Annotated in this window: 17 protein-coding genes, 1 pseudogene and 1 other annotated feature; of the genes and pseudogenes, 17 read left to right on the forward strand and 1 reads right to left on the reverse strand. The window is 29.9% G+C overall.

Features of this window, described 5'->3' with window-relative positions; genetic code table 11:
• Nucleotides 1-336: 336 nt before the first annotated feature.
• From JYG23_RS13115 to JYG23_RS13135, 5 genes are all read left to right on the forward strand, one after another.
• On the forward strand, nt 337-2,805 hold the full coding sequence (locus tag JYG23_RS13115; protein WP_207236135.1) for an AAA family ATPase: 2,469 nt from the start codon (nt 337-339) through the stop codon (nt 2,803-2,805).
• The gene (gene mcrC / locus JYG23_RS13120; RefSeq protein ID WP_207236136.1) at nt 2,798-3,832 is read left to right on the forward strand and encodes a 5-methylcytosine-specific restriction endonuclease system specificity protein McrC; all 1,035 of its coding nucleotides are present in this window, start codon (nt 2,798-2,800) and stop codon (nt 3,830-3,832) included. The genes JYG23_RS13115 and mcrC overlap by 8 nt, the downstream gene beginning before the upstream one ends.
• Before the next feature lie 500 nt (nt 3,833-4,332).
• The gene (locus JYG23_RS13125; protein ID WP_207236137.1) at nt 4,333-4,536 is read left to right on the forward strand and encodes a hypothetical protein; all 204 of its coding nucleotides are present in this window, start codon (nt 4,333-4,335) and stop codon (nt 4,534-4,536) included.
• Nucleotides 4,537-4,618: 82 nt separating this feature from the next.
• Nucleotides 4,619-4,765 carry a hypothetical protein gene (locus tag JYG23_RS13130; RefSeq protein WP_207236138.1) on the forward strand — a complete coding sequence of 49 codons (147 nt, stop codon included), beginning with the start codon at nt 4,619-4,621 and terminating at the stop codon, nt 4,763-4,765.
• 473 nt (nt 4,766-5,238) lie between these two features.
• Nucleotides 5,239-6,165 (forward strand): radical SAM protein, encoded by a 927-nt coding sequence (locus JYG23_RS13135; protein ID WP_207236139.1) that lies wholly within the window; start codon nt 5,239-5,241, stop codon nt 6,163-6,165.
• A gap of 36 nt (nt 6,166-6,201) precedes the next feature.
• On the opposite strand, the gene JYG23_RS13140 is transcribed toward JYG23_RS13135, so the two are convergent.
• Nucleotides 6,202-7,635 (reverse strand): hypothetical protein, encoded by a 1,434-nt coding sequence (locus tag JYG23_RS13140; RefSeq protein WP_207236140.1) that lies wholly within the window; start codon nt 7,633-7,635, stop codon nt 6,202-6,204.
• Nucleotides 7,636-7,857: 222 nt separating this feature from the next.
• Nucleotides 7,858-8,097: a binding site (T-box leader), on the forward strand.
• A gap of 141 nt (nt 8,098-8,238) precedes the next feature.
• On the opposite strand from JYG23_RS13140, the gene JYG23_RS13145 reads away from it, so the two are divergent.
• The 12 genes and pseudogenes from JYG23_RS13145 to JYG23_RS13200 all read left to right on the forward strand — a co-directional run bounded on the left by JYG23_RS13145 (nt 8,239) and on the right by JYG23_RS13200 (nt 17,739).
• Nucleotides 8,239-9,558 carry a dicarboxylate/amino acid:cation symporter gene (locus tag JYG23_RS13145; RefSeq protein ID WP_207236141.1) on the forward strand — a complete coding sequence of 440 codons (1,320 nt, stop codon included), beginning with the start codon at nt 8,239-8,241 and terminating at the stop codon, nt 9,556-9,558.
• A gap of 337 nt (nt 9,559-9,895) precedes the next feature.
• Nucleotides 9,896-10,315 (forward strand): annotated as a pseudogene (locus tag JYG23_RS13150) (YoaP domain-containing protein); the annotation flags it as partial.
• A 65-nt stretch (nt 10,316-10,380) separates the two neighbouring features.
• Complete coding sequence (locus JYG23_RS13155; RefSeq protein WP_207236142.1) at nt 10,381-10,590, forward strand: hypothetical protein; 210 nt, start codon at nt 10,381-10,383, stop codon at nt 10,588-10,590.
• Between the two features lie 151 nt (nt 10,591-10,741).
• Entirely contained in the window at nt 10,742-10,951 is a 210-nt protein-coding gene (locus JYG23_RS13160) for a MerR family transcriptional regulator (protein ID WP_242631582.1), read from the forward strand.
• A 12-nt stretch (nt 10,952-10,963) separates the two neighbouring features.
• Nucleotides 10,964-11,746, forward strand: coding sequence for a GNAT family N-acetyltransferase (locus tag JYG23_RS13165; protein WP_207236143.1), 783 nt, complete (start codon nt 10,964-10,966; stop codon nt 11,744-11,746).
• Nucleotides 11,747-12,178: 432 nt separating this feature from the next.
• Nucleotides 12,179-12,382: a hypothetical protein gene (locus tag JYG23_RS13170; protein WP_207236144.1), complete on the forward strand. Its 204-nt coding sequence runs from the start codon at nt 12,179-12,181 to the stop codon at nt 12,380-12,382.
• 172 nt (nt 12,383-12,554) lie between these two features.
• On the forward strand, nt 12,555-12,773 hold the full coding sequence (locus JYG23_RS13175; RefSeq protein ID WP_242631583.1) for a cupin domain-containing protein: 219 nt from the start codon (nt 12,555-12,557) through the stop codon (nt 12,771-12,773).
• 69 nt (nt 12,774-12,842) lie between these two features.
• Nucleotides 12,843-13,550, forward strand: a complete 708-nt coding sequence (locus JYG23_RS13180) for a gamma-glutamyl-gamma-aminobutyrate hydrolase family protein (RefSeq protein WP_207236145.1) — start codon at nt 12,843-12,845, stop codon at nt 13,548-13,550.
• A gap of 334 nt (nt 13,551-13,884) precedes the next feature.
• Nucleotides 13,885-15,027 carry a 1-propanol dehydrogenase PduQ gene (locus tag JYG23_RS13185; protein ID WP_207236146.1) on the forward strand — a complete coding sequence of 381 codons (1,143 nt, stop codon included), beginning with the start codon at nt 13,885-13,887 and terminating at the stop codon, nt 15,025-15,027.
• Between the two features lie 58 nt (nt 15,028-15,085).
• The gene (locus JYG23_RS13190) at nt 15,086-15,928 is read left to right on the forward strand and encodes a MerR family transcriptional regulator (RefSeq protein ID WP_207238035.1); all 843 of its coding nucleotides are present in this window, start codon (nt 15,086-15,088) and stop codon (nt 15,926-15,928) included.
• 456 nt (nt 15,929-16,384) lie between these two features.
• Entirely contained in the window at nt 16,385-17,476 is a 1,092-nt protein-coding gene (locus JYG23_RS13195; RefSeq protein WP_207236147.1) for a hypothetical protein, read from the forward strand.
• Nucleotides 17,476-17,739, forward strand: a complete 264-nt coding sequence (locus tag JYG23_RS13200; protein ID WP_207236148.1) for a hypothetical protein — start codon at nt 17,476-17,478, stop codon at nt 17,737-17,739. The genes JYG23_RS13195 and JYG23_RS13200 overlap by 1 nt, the downstream gene beginning before the upstream one ends.
• Nucleotides 17,740-17,758 lie beyond the last annotated feature (19 nt).

The following is a 17,758-nucleotide window of genomic DNA, read 5'->3' on the forward strand; positions in this document are numbered from 1 at the left end:
ATAATAGATATATATTGATACAAAAGAAGATAAGCAAGATAATATTGAAAATATAGTAAATACTACAATTGAAAATTTTGCAAATGGAAATCAAATTACAGATCAAGCTCAATTTTCACAGATGAAAAGAGAAGAATTAGCAGCGAGACTTTTAGAATTAAATGCTATAACATACAGCAATATAGCAGGCTTATGTAATTTAAGTATATATAGAGTATCTGAAATAAAGAAACAAAAATAACCGTACCTAAAACATGAAATGCCACACCAAGATATAATGATGGTAGCAGAAGGTTCGTCAGAATATGGAAGAAAATAGAGAAGGAGTGCTAGAAAATGGATAATAATGATTTGTTTCAATGGACAAAGTTTTATATGGAATTTGCAGGTAAGCTTTTACTATATAAAAATGATAGACAATCGTTACTTAACTTATTAAAAAATGTATTTGATGAAGTTGGAATAAAGTTTCCGTATACTGAAAATGGTGAAATTATTTATGACATATGTCCATTTACAGTTTTTGGAGCATTTAATCGCGGAATAAAGGATGAAAATAGAATTGCTATTATCACAGCTCTAAAAAATAGATTAGAGATGTCATCTATGGTGCCAAGTTCTTTTGAGGGTATTCCGGTTCTAAATAATATGAAGACATGGTTTTTCTCATACAAAAAAGATCAGGGAGAAAAAGATATTGATAATTTGTGGCGAATGTTTGAATATGCAATAAAATATTCGGATACTCCATCAGCTGATGGCAAGAGTGATTTTATTGAAATGTATGATATTGTTTTGAAACAGAATAATGTTAAGTGGAATTTGACAATGGCATTATATTGGTGCAGACCATATACGTATATAAACTTGGATAATAGAAATCGCAAATTTGTTTTAGAGGATGGCAACTTACCACATTATTTTCAAACTGTATTTGCTGGAATTGATAAGAAAATGCCAGATGGAAATAAGTATTTATTTATGTGCGAACAATGTTCAAATGCAATAAGCAAGGGAGATTTTGGCTATATGAATCTTCCGGAATTATCTTATATTGCATGGCAGGATACAATTAAAAAAGGTGATAAAAAGTCTAATGCAGAGTTCTTAAAATGGTTTGCCCCAATTATATCAGCAATTAAAAAGTTAGGTGGTAAAGCAAGTCCTAAAGATGTAAGAGAACAAATAGCAAAGGATATGAACCTGTCAAAAGATGAACTTAATGAAAAGAGAGGGAAAACTAATACAAATAAATTTGCAAATGAAGTTGCATTTGCAAGAAATTATTTGGCTTATGAAGGAATTATAGATAAATCAGAACGAGGTATATGGGCATTAACTCAAAAGGGAATGTCCTGTGATATGACAGAACAATTAGCAAGCGATATTTTTCGGAAATGGGTTGAAGTACTAAAAAGCAAGCGTGAAGCCGATGAAAAAGATCTGCCTGTTGATGAACAAGTTCATTTCTGGGTGTATGCAGCAGGTGAAAATTCAAGATTATGGGATGAGTTCTACCAAGAGAAGATTATGGCTATTGGGTGGGATGAACTTGGTGATTTGAGTGATTATGTAGATAGAGAAGAAATGCGTACAGCACTGAAGCAAAAGGGAGAATTGGATAAAGCTTATAAAAATGATTCTTTAGCAACATGGCAATTTGTAAACACATTGAAGATTGGTGATATCGTATATGTTAAAAGAGGATTATCTAAAATAGTTGGGCGTGGAATTGTTAAATCAGAGTACCATTATGATGAATTAAGAAAAGAATATAAGAATACGAGAGCTGTAGAATGGACTAATAAAGGTGAATTTGAGCATCCAGGACAAGCGGTTATGAAAACTTTAACTGATGTTACTCAATATACAGAATATGTATTAAAACTAGAAGAAATATTTTCTGAAGATACTGGCACTGTAGTTGATTTACAAAAAGAAATAGAATATGCAAAATATACAGAAGAAGATTTTATGAATAATGTATTTATGGATGAAAGTTCATATGAGCAGATTTCAAGACTTTTACTTAAGAAGAAAAATATCATTTTGCAAGGAGCACCAGGTGTTGGTAAAACTTACGCAGCAAAACGATTAGCATATTCCATTATGAAAGTTAAGGATACTAGCCGTGTAATGATGGTGCAATTTCATCAAAGTTATAGCTATGAAGATTTTGTAATGGGTTATAGACCAGCAAAAGAAGGATTTGAGCTATCAGCAGGACCATTTTATGAGTTTTGTAAAAAAGCGCAAGATGATGAAGATAGAGAATATTTCTTTATTATTGATGAGATAAATAGAGGTAACCTAAGTAAGATATTTGGTGAATTGCTAATGCTTATTGAAACGGATAAAAGGGGTGAAAGTTTACGCCTTTTGTATTCTAATGAGTTGTTTATGGTACCATCCAATGTTTATATTATTGGAATGATGAATACTGCTGATAGAAGTTTAGCAATGATAGATTATGCGCTTAGAAGGAGATTTGCATTTTTTGAATTGAAGCCGGCATTTACAAATGAGAAATTTGATGAAATGAAAGAATTGGCATCAAATTATAAGTTTGATAAGCTTATTGATATAGTAGTAGCACTTAATAAGGTAATAGAAAATGACGATTCTTTAGGTGCTGGATTTGTAGTAGGACATAGTTACTTCTGTATTTCAGAGCCAGTATTAGATAGCGACCTGAGTGCAATTGTTGAATTTGAATTGCTCCCATTGCTCAGAGAATATTGGTTTGATGAGCAATCAAAAATTGCTGAATGGGAAGAAAAATTGCGTGGTGCTTTAAATGATTAAGGTTAGAAATATTTATTATATGCTGAGTTATGCGTTTAGAATATTGAGTGAAGAAAAGTATCAAGATGTGGAGACAGAAGAATTTGAATATGCAGCAGACCTATTTGCGTCAATTTTAGGCAAAGGAATATCTAATCAAATCAAACGTAGTTTGGGTAAAAACTATATTGAAAAAACAGATAATCTTTCTTCGCCGCATGGTAAATTAGATATTTCAAATTCTATCAAAGTAAGAACAATGCTAACCAAAAAGCTTAGTTGTGTTTATGATTCTTATGAAGAAAATACATATATGAATCAAGTGTTGAAGGCTACGTCATTTTTGCTTATTAAAGCACAAGATGTGAAAATTGATAGAAAAAGAGCATTAAAGAAAGTAATGCTTTATTTTGAAAATGTTGATTTTATCCAGCCTAGATCAATTGTGTGGTCAAACATTCAATACTCACGGAATAATTCAACGTATAAAATGTTAATGAATATATGCTATCTTGTTATAAATGGACTTTTAATATCAGAGGAAGAAGGTTCATATAGGATGTTTAGATATGTAGATGATAGACAGATGCACAACCTCTACGAAAAATTCATATTGGAATATTATAAGAAGCATTATCCCGAGTTTAGAGTAACAGCAGCACAGATAGATTGGAATGTTGATAATGGATTTATTGAACTGTTACCTGCAATGAAATCTGATATTACACTTGAATACAAAGGAAAAACAATAATCATAGATGCAAAATACTATTCAAGAATGCTACAGTACAATCAGATGTTTAATAGTAGAACTGTGCATTCAAATAATATGTATCAGATTTTTACATATGTAAAAAACAAAGATACAAAGGCGAACGGGTTGGTTAGTGGAATATTGTTATATGCAAAGACAGATGAAGAAATAGCACCAGATCAGGAGTATTTAATGAGTGGTAATAAGATAAGCGTAAAGACACTAGATTTGGGAGCAGAATTTAAAGAAATAGCGGGACAACTCAATACTATAGCAGAAGAATTGAAAGGATAAACAGAATGGCAGATATTAAATATGACAAATATAATTTTAGGGACGTTTTTTCTATTTGACAGATAAAAAAAGGAATAAAAAAAGAGAAAATATTTCAGAAGGAAGTACATAAAAATAAAATAATAGAAATAATCAAAAATATAAAAGAAGAAATGGACATGTGTTTCAAGACAGATTTAGAAGTGAAGCAGTAGAAGACGATACTTATATGTTAGGTGTGCTAAGAAATATACACAATAATCCCGTCGAAGCAAAATATCTGAAATAAAGAAACAAAAAGATGAATAGAGTTAAATTTCAGACAAAAAGAACCGTCCCTAAAAACATAGAAGATTTGGTAATACGTATGAATAAAAGCAGTTGAGAAATTAAAATCTAAAAATGGTAAATTATATCTCGTATTATTTTGATTTAGCTACCAAAACTATTAAAGTAGTATTTAAATTTTTTCAAATAAATTAATTAATATGTTAAATAAAAGCTAAAACGGAGGTAGTATAATGGCAAAAGCAGGTATGAGAAGACCAAGTCCACATGACAATAAAAATCATGGTACAGAAAATAATCAGTCTATGCATCATAAAAAAAATGCACAAACTCCAGTCTCAGAAATACAAGGCGCTGCTAAAACTGGTAATGCTAAGGCTGGTCCAGTAAATGCACCTAATTGGGCAAGGGATGATTATAAGACTGGAAAAAAATAGGTGTTCACAATGGTGGTAATGAAAAAAGCGAATAAGTGAAAATGATGTCTATAAAATACAATAATTAATAGGTGGTGTAGAAATGATTATAAAAAGCAATGATATTGAATGTAATGAGGTTGAAAACTTTCTTGGTGGAAAAGGAAAAGTATCAAAAAAAGTTTTCTTAAGAGAAGCGAGACTTCATGGAAATGGAAGAACATTTGTAATTTATAGCTCTTGTACTTAATTCTAATAATAAATAAGAACCTTAACTCATTTACGCTATCAAGATATGAATATGTATCCTATAATTTTGTTGCTTACACAATAAAAGTAGCGGCATTTGACTTTTTAAATCTATCGAATGCTGTAACTAAACTTATACTTGTATTTGCCTTAGATAGGTAAATATACAAAATTATTTATAGGGCTGAATTCTTAGCACTTTTGTAGTATTTATCAATTATTTTTTTCTGGTTTATTGAAATAATAGATTAAATTAAAGAACATGATAAATGTCAAATTATTTCATGTAAGGAGGACATTTAATGTTGCAATCTTTATTGATTTATATATTGCAAATAGTTATTGACATATGTCAAAAAAGGTATACAATAAAAATATAAAGAGTATATGTTTAAAGCTATAAGGAAATGATTGTAATGTTACTATTTAATTTTATATTATTAATTGAATAACATTACAGAAAGGAAACAATTAATGAAAGATACAAAATATGTATATGGTCCAGTCCCATCCAGAAGACTTGGTATATCATTAGGAATTAGTCCTATTCCGAAAAAAACATGTAACTATTCTTGTGTTTATTGTCAGCTCGGAAGAACAAATTGTATGACTAATACTCGTCAAATGTTTTTTACAGTTAAAGAAATCATGGACGAATTTGATGAAGTTTTGAAAAATGATATTAAGTTTGATGTTATAACTATAGTTGGAGAAGGTGAACCAACATTATATCTCGGACTTGGTGAAATTATTGATGAAATACATAAAAGATCAGATAAGCCTGTTGTTGTAATCACAAATGGAGCACTTCTTTATGATAAGCAATTACAGAGTGAATTAAGTAAAGCTGATATTGTAATGCCAACAATAGATGGTTATGATAAAGAATCATTTAGAAAAATTAACAGGCCACATGGTTTATTGAATTTTTCACAAGTTATAAATGGATTAGAAGATTTTTCAGAAAAATATCAAGGTCAACTTTGGGTTGAAATTATGTTAATTAAAGATATAAATGATGACAATGAAAGTTTAAATAAATATGCTAAAATGCTTGGTAGAATTAAATATGATAAACTATATTTAAATACACCAGTGCGACCACCATCAGAGTTAGATATAGAGGCTGTAAATCATGAAAAGATGAATGAAGCAGCAGAATTTTTAGATGGTATTTCAATTGATTTATTAGAATCTGAAGGTTTTCATAGTGAAATTAAAGATGATTATGAAGCAGTTCTAAGTATAATTAAGCGTCATCCTATGAATCAATTTGAAATTGAAAGTTTTTTAAAATTAAGAGAATGTATTAATTTTCAAGAATTGATAAATCAATTGCAACAGGATGATAGAGTAGCAGTAATAAATTATAAAGGATACAATACATATAGGTTGAAATAGTATAAATTACAATAATTAAGAACGGTTCTTTAATAATTAGGGACGGTTCTTTTTGATTCTCTGTCCTGTCGTTAAATCTATCATAAATACTCTGCTTGTTGAAATTAAATACAGATGATCATTTGGAGCTATAAATACATTGCCATCAACAAAAGGATATATCTTGGTTAAATTATCATTCTCATCTAAGTAAAAATATCCATCATTTACCGCACTTACCTTCCCCATAGAATCAATAATACCTGGATTAGCAAACCATGTAGCTTTAATGATTAATTTATTATCTATAGTTCCTATAGTTTCCATACTTAAATAATCACTGTATTTATCATTGATTATATTGCTTTTCCCATGACTATCAATTTTCATTATTGTACTCAACCCATTACCAAATCTACCTACAACGTGTTTCCCATATGAGCACAAATAATAATTTTCACCTATCTTATAAACGTTATTCAAATAATTTTTTGTATCCCAACAATCATCAACTTTGCTGACTTTTCCTTCTTCTTCTATATATATGAATTGAACAAATGGTTTATATGGTGCTGGTATTTCATCAGTTGTGAAAATTCGTACTTCATAAAAGCTTTTATAACCTACAATCCATTTAGCTGCATATATGCTAGGATTTTTCATATCAATATTTGATAAATCATCAATTTTCTGTCCATTCAGCAGTAATATATTATTTTCTATAGTAAATATGCCATCATCGCATCTGATATAATTTTTGTTAAAATTATCATATCGCACAGCTTTATCACACAGACCATCATATGTCAATTCATTGCTCTTTAAATCAAGCTTATATTGATTAGTCTCTTCTTTTCCAGTATTAATGTACGTTGTACTTCCGTCTTCATTTTTTTGTTCTGTATATATATCCCTATTAGTCTGCAACAATACATAGTTCTCATTGATTGCTGATAAATACATATTTAGTCCTGGATTATCACTGTTAATTTTTAGCCCATTTTTGCTATCCCATGCAATATCCCAGCCAAACTCGTAGTACACATTTTCCCATGTAAGAGGTAAATATGTGACGTTTTTAAAAAGTAGGACAGGATATAAATATTCTTCTAATTCTGAATTAATATTTACTCCGTTTAGCAAAACTGAGAAGTTTGGAATAGTAGCCGTATAGTTAGCTCCTCTTTTGAAGTTTCCTCCCAAGTCAGGTTTATACCCAAAAGAATAATCTTTATATTGTGCAAGATACAAGCCTTTTTTTATGTCCCAACCTGTTGTAACCCCTAATTCTCTGCATAAATTGTATGTGAGCGGCGCATATGTTATATCGTTATATACAATAAACGGATATGCAGCATGTTGATTATCAAAAATTACATTGTTGATTGTTATATCAAAGCTTGGAATTTGAACATTTACTATCTCTGTAGCATACACATAGCTGCTCATAATCATAATTAAGATTACAATAAATAATACTATTTTTTTCAAATTAACACCCCTTAACATATTTTAAACATTTTTCACAAATTTTACTATAATTGTAATATATCATTTATACATAAATAAATCAAATATAAAAGCAATAGAGCAAATGTTGCAAATAAAACTTAACTAAATATTCTGAGCATGGAATATTTTATATGTTGACTTTTAATAAAATATAATCTACAATAATGAACTAATCAATAATATTTTGATATAAAAAATAAAACAAAGGCTATGAGCAGGAAAAGTAAACTATGCAAATCAAACAGAGAGAAACTCGAATTGCTGAGAGAGTTTTATGAGAGAGTATATTTGAAGTGCCCCTGTTAGCTTAAAACCGAACTATAGTAGGCTTTTACGGGTTCTCCCGTTACAGAGATATAGTATAAATTGTACTAGTATAGAGATGTGCATTAAATTGCATAATCAGAGTGGAACCGCGGAAGTAAACCTTCTGCCTCTTGAGTTATTTAGAGGCAGAAGGTTTTTTATTTCATTATTAACTTGGCCAAGTTAAATAAATATAAAACACAAAATAAGGATTAGAAATTCTTATCAAAATTCATGATTTACTAAATCAAATTAGTTATAACCAAGGAGGTTAAAATGTATTTACATTATATTACTATAATAGTTTTAATCGTTGTATTTTTATTGTTATATTTTCTAAAAAGGAAAGATTTAAATTTTGGTGGAAGAGTTTTAATAGCAATGTTTCTTGGCATTTTAGCAGGAGCAATATTTAAGAAAGACGTATTAATCATCGAGCCAATTGGAAAAATATTTATTGGTCTTATTAAAATGCTGGTAATTCCACTTGTAATGTCATCTTTGATTTCAAATGTTACATCATTGAACAACACCACTCAACTTAGAAAAATTGGTGTTAAAACATTTTTATTACTTTTACTTACTACAGGAATTGCATCTGTGATAGGGATCTTTACAGCAAATATAATGAATTTGGGAGTAGGTGTCAAATTTGCTGAATCAACATCTTTTGAGGCTAAAGAAATTCTGGCTTTTAGTAAAGTTCTGTTAGATATGATTCCGCTAAACCCAATATCTTCAATGGCTAATGGACAAGTAATACCAATAATTATTTTTTGTCTTTTTATTGCAATAGCTATCATTATCGAAAGTGAAAAAAATCCAAGAGCAATTAAGCCCTTTAAAGATTTTATCGATTCATTTGCTAAAATAATGTTCAGCTTAACGCAGATTATAATAGAACTAGCTCCTTATGGAGTATTCAGCCTTATGGCTTCTGTTGCAGCTAAGAATGGTATCTCAACTTTGCTCCCACTTGCAAAATTTATTGTTGCTATTTATGTAGCGTGCACTATTCATATTTTGGCTACACATGGAAGTTTACTTATGTTTGTTGGTAAAGTAAATCCAATCAAATTCTTTAAAAAGCTATATCCTGCTCAGGTGGTTGCATTCACAACTCAAAGTAGCTACGGCACACTGCCTGTTACGTTAAAGGTATTAACAGAAAGAGTTAAAATTTCAGAGAAAATAGCAAGTTTTGGAGCATCAATTGGTACTACTGTTGGGCTCAATGGTTGTGGAGGTATATATCCTGCACTTGTAGCAATTTTTATTGCAAGAATGTTTAATATTGACTTTACCCTAAATCACTACCTAATTTTGGTTTTGACAAATATAATTAGCTCTATTGGTATTGCTGGAGTTCCGGGTGCTGCCACTATGGCTACTACCGTAGTACTGGCGAATCTTGGTCTTCCTGTAGAGGGATTGGCAATGGTTCTTGGTATTGATGTAGTAATAGACATGGCTCGAACCATGACAAACGTTACTGGTGCTTCTGTAGTTTCTTTTTTAGTAGCAAATTTTGAAAATGAATTTGATAGAGAAGCATTTAATAAAGATGATAAAACGATAACTTCAGCAAAAATCTAAAAATATTTTATGAAAAGCATAGACAAAAGAACTTGACGAACATAGTTATGATAAACCAAATCAAATTAATAGAAATCAGAAAAAAAAAGACGTGAGTGCAGAGGTTCTCACGTCTTTTTTAATCCATATTTAGAAAAGAGTTTTAGGTGAATAAGCTTAGGATAATAAATAATAATTATTTATAAGTAAAATATATTTACTTAATTTAGTATTAGATTTATAATTAAGTATACTATTTAAGGTGATTTTTTAAAAAATAATATTCCTCCACCAAGAAACCACCAGCTATCCACGACATCTTTTTTGTCTACTCAAGGCATGTGGAGACGGTAGTTGAGGCTTTTGTATGCTCGAAGCAAAAAAACAAAAAGCATGGCTTTCCGACCAATCATTTGCGAAGAAGTTCGGTTTTGATGTTGTAGGTACTACCGATAATGGATATGAACTGCTTGCACTTTCTTTTGATGAAACAACACCAAAGTTCACACAAAATGCTAAAACCTCCAAAATTGAAAGCAAAGAGCTGATAATTTATTATGACAAGCAATGCCCCTATGTCTATCAAAACATTGAGATGATAAAACAGTATTGTGAAATAAATGATGTTCCTGTATCTTTAATTAAAGTGGATACGCTACAAAAAGCAAAGGAATTGCCTTGTGTTTTCAATAATTGGGGTGTGTTTTATAAAGAAAATTTTGAGACAGTTAATTTGTTATTAGATGTCAACTACTTAAATAGAATACTCAAAAAATGAAAATACATATCAGGTTACTTAGTTCTTGGACTGGAAAATTATGAAGTTAATCAAGGAGGTCAACAATGAGCAAATACGATGCACTTTGGAACTACATACAGAAAAATGTCGAGTCTCCCATCAAGCTGACTTTCGATGAAATCGGTAAGATTGCTGGTGTAACCATTGACCATTTATTCCTTACATATAAGAAAGAATTACTTCAGTATGGATGGAAAGTTGGTAAGATAAGCATGAAAGAGCAAACAGTTGCTTTTGAAAAGGTGGTAGATTAATGGCATCAAGTAAAGAATATTTTAACTTGCTATCATATAAATAATGAGGAAGTTGAAGGTGTTAATGATATGAAGTAAGAAGCAAACAATAGTGATTTATGTAGGATATATTTCTCCGATGAAAGAAAAAAACACTTGACTATCACGTTGGGTGTTAGTCTATGATTGTATCGAGGTGATAAATATGCTAATAAATGAAGTCAGTAAACTAACTAATTTAACGAAAAAAGCAATAGAATATTATATTTTACAGGGGTTGATTACTCCATCTATTTTAGCCAACGGATACAGAGATTACAGCGATCAAGATGTAGAAATCTTAAATAAAGTTGGTTTTTCGTTTAAATTTATATTTGGATAGGAGATAGATGAAATGATTGAAATTATAGAAGTTAAAGCCAAGGAAACAGCAAGTAAACTAAAAAGTGAGTATATTGAGGGTTTAAAAACTCCAATAGATGGTTTTTGGCAGAATGTCGAAGTAGCCAATTCAAAATGTTATGAAATTTCGTACAATGGTAAAGCTGCAGGGCACTTTTGTGTAAATTCACGTAAAATATTAGTACAGTTTTATGTTTCTAAAGAATACTACATGAATGTAGAAGAAATTTTTAAATATATTATTAAAAGTGAGATAGTAGAAAAAGCGGGGGTTTCTACAAAAGAACCAGAATTTATGGCGTTATGTCTTGACTATCAAAAAAATATAACTGTAGATTCATATCTTTTTACAGATAATGAAAAAGTACGATATGAATTAAATAGTTTTTCAAAGCTATCTTTTAGATTAGCTCAAAGGCAAGATATAGATGAAATAAAAAATAAATGTGATCCGGCGTTTGAGGGATATTATGAGGAGTTAATAGATAATGATCAGTTATTTGTATTATATGATAATGACAACTTACTTGGAATTGGAGAATTTAGAATAATTAAGACACATGGAGAAAAATATGGTGATATAGGTATGCATGTGGTTGAAAAATATCGTAGAAATGGAATAGGAACTTATATTATTGTTAAGTTAAAAGAACATTGCTATAGCAAAAATTTAATTCCAATGGTTTGTTGTGATGTAAAAAACATTATATCTAAAAAAACTTTAGAAAAATCAGGCTTTATAGCTGATCATAGAATTATATTTTGTGAATTCTAATTATTAAGAGTTAATAGGATTAGTATAAATACTGAAAATTTAACAAATGGTATAAAAATTAATTTATAAAATGAAAAAACTATAACAAGTGGAGAGATGATTAAGATTATTTTGATTTTACAGGAGAATTAAGCAATAGACTTATTAATATTTCAAATGGAGAAAACCAAGCGGAATTATGCTCAATTTTTATAAGCTTTTGTTCTTGCATCTCATCCAAATTGTTTTATGAAAATGAATTTTAAAAATAATATAAATTTTAGAATATTTGGTAATATGTATGAGCAAAAGCATTTGTGAAATTAAAATCTAAAAATGTTAAATTATATCTCGTATTATTTTGATTTAGCTACCAAAACTATTAAAGAAGTATTTAAAATTTTTTAAATTAATTAATTTTATACTTAAAAAGCTAAAATAGGAGGTAGTATAATGGCAAAAGCAGGTATGAGAAGACCAAGTCCACATGACAATAAAAATCATGGTACAGAAAATAATCAGTCTATGTATCATAAAAAAAATGCACAAACTCCAGTTCTAGAAATACAAGGCGCTGCGAAAACTGGTAATGCTAAGGCTGGTCCAGTAAATGCACCTAATTGGGCAAGGGATGATTATAAGACTGGAAAAAAATAGGTGTTCACAATGGTGGTAATGAAAAAAGCGAATAAGTGAAAATAAGAAAAAGGAATTTTTGCAAAACTTAAATTTTAGTTTGTATAAATTCCTTTTTTTAATGTTTTCTTTATCCATGCTACTTAATATATATAAATAAAATTTAATTCAACTATCATTTGGGATTATAACATTGAAAAAAGGAAGTAGTACAGGATACCACAAACATGATGGCGAATTCGAAGCTATGTATATATTAGAGGGTGAAGGAATACATAACGATAATGGTACAACCTATAGAGTATCAGCAGGAGATATGACGATAACAGAGGATGGAGAAAGTCATAGCCTTGAAAATGTTGGTGAAACAGATTTAAAATTCATAGCTTTGGTACTTAAGTCAAATAAGTAAATTATTCTTTAAAAGTAGCTACATTAGTGTTAAAATATATGCATTATCTAACAAAGAGAGGTATACATAATGTCAATTAAAATAGGTATTACATCACAGAATAAATATTCAGAAAACGGTCATATGTCTATGGTGCAAGGTGCGTATGTAGACGCAGTTATCAGAGCAGGGTTTATACCTGTTATAATTCCTTTAACATCAGATGAAGCTTTGATAAATAAGTACATAGAAATGGTTGATGGAGTTATATCATGCGGAGGACCTGATATTAATTCATTTTATTTTAATGAACAACCAATCAAACAACTTGGTTCTATCAGTGCAGAGAGAGATGAATTTGAGGAAAAAGTGATAAATTCTGCTATTAACAATAATAAGAAATTGCTTGGAATTTGTAGGGGTTGCCAATTTATAAATGCACTTATGGGAGGTACTTTGTATCAAGATATATATGCTCAGATTGAAAATATTTGCGGTCATAACCCTAATTATGAAGTTATTAGACGTGATTTGATATATCATTATGTTGATATAAAAGAGGGAAGTTTACTACATAATCTAACAGGTGCAAATAGACTTGGTATTAATTCATTTCACCATCAGGCAATAAAGGATGTTGCTAATGGATTTGAAGTAGTTGCAGTATCAGATGATGGTCTAATTGAAGCTATAGAATCTGAAGATAAATCTATTTTGTGTATACAATGGCATCCTGAAGAAATGACAAAAGTAAGTGACGAAGCTCTAAATATATTTAGAGGTTTTTTTGGAAAATAATTAGTAAACCATTTACAATGAATTTACAGTAAATGGTTATAACTTTAATATTAAGTAGGGTTGTTTATTCAATCTATGGAATAAAAAAACAGAAAAAATACTAGAAGCAGTGACTATTTGTTAGTAACACTGCTTTTTAGTTTAATTTGTAAAATTTAAAAATATTCTGTTAAAAATTGCATATAATATCCACATATTTATTGAATAAAACGTTTTGACTTGCATCAAAAATGCTGATATACTAATAAACAACTTTTATTATTTCTAGTTTTATGATTTTAATCTGCTAATAATTGGTTGCTCATGTTAATATCAATTAAGGAGATTATGTACAATGAATGAATTCAGTATAAATACGAAAGTATATTTTGGAAATGACTCATTACAAAAACTAAGTGAAATAAAGAATAAAAGGGTAATGATTGTATGTGATAAATTTATAGAAACTTCAGGTATGGCAGAAAAAATTGTGGGTAAACTATATAATTGTAATACTGTTATATTCAGTGATATAGTTCCTGATCCTCCTGTAGAAATAATAGCCCAAGGTATGCAAATATTAAAAAGTGTAAATGCGCAAATAATAATTGCTTTAGGCGGTGGCTCATCAATTGATGCAGCAAAAGCTATAAAAGAATATTCAAAAAAGTTAATGAATAATGAGATGCAAATTGAAGATTTTATAGCTATTCCAACTACAAGCGGAACTGGCTCTGAGGTAACAGAGTATGCCGTTATAACTAATAAGGCGGAAGGTTTAAAATATGCCTTAGCTGATAAATCCCTTTTACCAACAATAGCAATACTTGATCCATCACTTGTTACATCAGTTCCAAAAAGTATTACTGCTGATACAGGTATGGATGTACTAACACATGCATTAGAAGCTTATGTTGCAAACGGTGCAAATGATTTTACTGATGCACTTGCTGAAAAGGCTATCACACTTGTTTTCGAATATCTACCAATTTCTTATGAAAATGGGGATAACATTTTGGCTAGAGAAAAAGTACACAATGCATCTTGTATTGCTGGAATTGCTTTTAATGCAGCTGGACTAGGTATTACTCATAGTTTAGCTCATGCTATAGGTGGAAAGCTACATGTACCACATGGAAGAAGTAATGCAATTATATTACCTTTAGTTATTGAATATAACGCTGACATTAAGAAAGACACATTTAATAAGGAATACACTATAGCAGCTAAAAAATATCAAAAAATTGCAAAACTCCTTGACTTACCAGCTTCGAATGTTAATATTGGTGTTAATAGCTTGATTAAAGCTATAAGAGATTTGCAAAGAAAATTAAATATTCCTACGACCTTCAAAAGCAGCGTAGCTGAAAGGGATGTTAGTGAGAGCACAAAATCTGATATTTTAAATGCCGCTGTTAAAGATATATGTACCAAAGCAAATCCAAGAAAAACTGATATAGATGATTTATCTGCTATTTTTGATAAAGTAATAGGCTAGTATTTTCACCTAAGATTTTTAGTCCTAGGCATTTTCACATAGAAGAAAGGTTAATATGATGAAAAACAAAGAGATGTACTCAATCGGACAGGTTGAAAAAATATGCAAAGTAACTAAAAAAGCTTTGAGATATTATGACAAGATGAACATACTATCTCCAGATATGGTACGTGATGATAATGGATATAGGTATTACAGCAAGCAAAGCATGTTGTATGTTCCTATAATAAAATATTACAAGCAAACAGGATTTAAGCTTGAAGAGATGAAGGATCTTCTAGATGGAACTACTTATGATGTATGTGAAAAAACTTTTAGAAATAAGATTGATGATTTAAAAGAAATACAAAAGGAAGTTCAACTTAAGTTACAATCACTTTTAGACTGGTACCAACTTGTTATAGAAGCTCAATGTGTTTTAGAAAAAAATTATAATGAAGTATGTATGAAATATATAGAAAACGATCGTTTGTTATATCTCGACCAGGTTTTTGAATATGATTACATGGATTCAATTATAAATACAGAATTCACCAATTACGTACAGGATACAAAAAACGCAATTACAGGACCAGTTATTATCAAATATGACTCATTTGGACATAAAATAAATGGACAATGTAAAAAAGCCAGAATAATGCAAAAGAAACTATTACCTTGTGATGAAGAAAAATTAGTTGATTTCGGTGGGTGCATGATGGTTTCGTGTTATCATATAGGAGATCATGAAACAATAAATAATACGTATGATAAAATTTTGTGTTGGATAGAAAAACATGGTTATGAGTGTGATGAGTCATCTTATGAGAGGTATGTAGTCGATTATTGGACAATTAAAAATAAAGATAAGTATGTTACAGAAATATTGATAAAAATAAAAAACAGAAAATTAATTAAGTAATAATTATTTAAAAGTAAAAAAGAAAACAGAAAACATTAACCTTAGGGTAATGTTTTCTGTTTTTTTATTTAACTAAAAATTTAAAAAATCTATTTTGTTTCTGCCAAGGTAAATTTATTATATTCTTCTTATAAACAAAAAGAACACTGTATATTTAAGTAATAAAGCAAAGGTTTTCATACTTATATACGTTAATAAAAGTTATATATTGTGACATATAGTTACGCAAATATACAATATTTGCCTAAAAAATTTACAGAAAAAAACATTTGACTTTAACCATTAGGGAAAGGTTTATACTACTAATATAACATGAGCAATTTATTATTACATATTGATTTACATCTTATTGTTAAAAATGTAACTAGTCGATAATAAATTCAGCAGACAAATAATTGGCGATATTTGTCTATAGTGAAAACGATTATTCTATTTATTATGAAAGGTGGAAAACACATGAGTCAATCAACGGCGAACACAGCCGCGGTGCAAGCAAAAAACAAACTAAAATCTAACTTTGTAAGAAAGGGTGTTTTTGTAGGAATACTTTCTGGTATTCTGTATGGTTTATACTCAGCATTTTTAGCAGCGGGTATGAAAAAAGGTATATGGGCAGATTGGTATGGAGCCAACACTGCTGGTTTATCTGCATTAACAATTATCTATTTATTAAGCGCAATGGGTAGTGCTATAAATGATTTATGTAGTGCAGTATGGGCAATAGGCTTTGCTGGATTAAAAGGTAAACTTGGAGATTTAGTAAGATGTTTTAAAACAAAACCTGGACTTATAATGATTGTGGCAGCACTTATAGGAGGTCCAATAGCAAGTACTGCTTATGTAGTTGGTTTACAGATGGCTGGTCCAATAGCAATTCCGATATCTGCGTTATGTCCAGCTATAGCAGCAATATTAGGACGTATTTTATTCAAGCAAGAAATAAATAAACGTATGTGGTTAGGTATTGCAGTTTGCGTAGGAGCAAGTTTCTTAATAGGTAGTACAAGTATAACTGGAGAAGCACCTGATGGAATGATACTTGGATTAGGTATAGCATTAATAGCAGCATTAGGCTGGGGATTTGAAGGTTGCGTTGCAGGTTATGGTACTTCAATGATTGACCCGCAGATAGGTATAGCTATCCGTCAGGTAACTTCTGGTATATCAACTATAGCAATAGTTTTACCTTTAATGTCATTGATTTGCAAAAATGATTTAGGTTCTACATTTGCATTGTTCGGACAAGCTATAACAAGTGGTCCTGCAATGATTTGGTTTGCACTTAGTGGTTTATGTTCATTTGCAACATTTATGCTTTGGTATATAGGAAACAGTATGTGTGGTGCTGCTTTAGGTACAGCATGTAATGGAACATACTCATTCTTTGGACCGTTCTTCTGTTGGATTATTTTAGGAGTAATACTAGGAATACCTGGTAACACAATACCTTCAGTTGTATGGGTAGGTGCAGTATTGATGATGTTTGGTATATTAACAATTTCAATGAATCCTTTAGATTTATTAAGAAAAAGAGGAGGACAACAATAATGAGACCTTTAAACTATGCAATATTAAAACACTTTACTAAAGTTGAGGAAGCATGTGCTGAGGATGTTATAGTAGCTTTAAAAGGTGATTATGGTAATTTTAAAGCTTTAAATGTTAAGGATGTACTAGGTGCCTTAATGACAGCGGAAGCAAATGGATTATTAGAAGAAACAAAATTTGAATTAGATAGCAAAAATGTATTAAGAGTTTATTATCATGCTAATGAAGAAGGAAAAGCAACAATAAACAGATACATTAAATAAATAATAAAATCTGAATTAA

It is taken from the genome of Sedimentibacter sp. zth1, assembly GCF_017352195.1.
Taxonomy (GTDB): Bacteria; Bacillota; Clostridia; order Tissierellales; family Sedimentibacteraceae; genus UBA1535.